At 42.0% G+C, this 1,594-nt stretch carries 1 protein-coding gene; it reads right to left on the reverse strand.

Going from position 1 to position 1,594, the window contains the following annotated elements:
* On the reverse strand, positions 1-491 hold a 491-nt coding region (locus HMPREF3201_RS05920; RefSeq protein ID WP_197408264.1), incomplete at its 3' end, for a phage replisome organizer N-terminal domain-containing protein.
* Positions 492-1,594: the final 1,103 nt, after the last annotated feature.

Genomic DNA, 1,594 nt, shown 5'->3' on the forward strand with positions numbered 1-1,594 from the left:
GACTCGACGGGATTACCATGGGAAGGTTCGGGAAGGCCTTCACTGGAAGTGTCGACAACAGGACTTTCTTCTTGGAGGCTCTCTTGTTGAGCTTCCTGCGCCAAGCGCCGCCTCTCACGGTAGCGGCGAACCCGTTCATTGGTCTGCTCCCTTCGCCTCTCATCGCGATGAAAGCTTTGCAGCTCATCCCAGATGACGATGCGGATCAGGCCATTTTCATCACGTTCAATAAGGTCGACCTGTTCCAATGCACGCAGCCCATTTTCAATAAAAGGCTGACGGCGGTGCAGGCTCTTGGCAATGAGCTGCGTCGTAAGGGGCTCGGTCTCGGACACGTAAATCTTACCGTCGTCATTGACCATGCCTGCCATATCCTTTAAGAAGAACCAAAGCACGATATACGAATCGCCGTTGGGAAGATTCATCAAATAAAGGATACGGGGATCTAAAAAGAGCCCAACTTTCGTTTTCAGCCATTGTAACTTTTTCATTGCCAGCACCTCATTTTTTTCTTCTTGGGGAATGTCTTTTGAAATTACCCCTCTACTCTTATAAGAGAAAAAAAAAGCAAAATGCGTCACGTTTTTTTACAAAAATGTCGTTTTTCATTTTATTTTTTCTTGAAAGAAACCCATATTTCAGAATTAATATTCCTTTTATGATGACTTTATTCACAACTATCAGGTCGTATCCATGAAATACCTAAAGTTTTCTGAACTTTCAATATTTTGTAAATTAATACACTTGTCCATTCTATAAATACAATTTAGGTCAAAATACGATTGCCGCCCAGACTTTGATAAGCGAAGAATTTCATCCTAAAAAGGCCCTTTTTCTGTCTCAAAAATCATGAATTTAAAAACAAAAAAATATTATATCTACTTATACTCTTATCTCTTTATATTTTCTATGTCTTATCTTTTTTATATCTTGTCTTTTCTATTTCTATTCTCTTCTTTTCTTCTCTTCTTATAAGGTAACGCGTTACACCTGCCTAAAAAAGCGCCTCACAAAAGCCGGTACACCGCCTTAGAAAGCCATTTCTCAAAGATTCGTTTTATCTTTAAAGTCCCGTATTATCGCCCTTCTTCCACCCCATAAAGGATATAAACCTCGTCCTACGTCCCGCTTATAGCTCTCATAGACAACAAAAAGTCGATACAAGACATCACAAATGGATGCCTGTATCGACTTTTTTTCATTCCTTATTCTAGAAACAAAAGCCTTCGGACTTTCCGTCCCCCTATTGATTACCTCTTTTTTGAAAAGGAGCATATTAAACCCGGGGGAAATGGGTAATGCGACAAGAAAACCGGCGTTCTGGTATTACTGAATAACAACAAGTTTCAGTCCCCTTACGAGGAATTGGGTAATGCGACGAACAAGGTCAGCTTGCCCACAATAAATCCAGTACGGCGTTTCAGTCCCCTTACGGGGAATTTGGTAATGCGACCTCGCTAAAAAAGCTTCCCGCTATGCTAACTGGATGGCTGGTCTCAGTCCCCTTACGGGGAATTTGGTAATGCGACACCAGTTGCGCATGGTTCTTCATGACGCGGACTCGGGTCTCAGTCCCCTTACGGGGAATTTGGTA

The organism is Megasphaera sp. MJR8396C (assembly GCF_001546855.1).
Classification (GTDB): Bacteria; Bacillota; Negativicutes; order Veillonellales; family Megasphaeraceae; genus Megasphaera.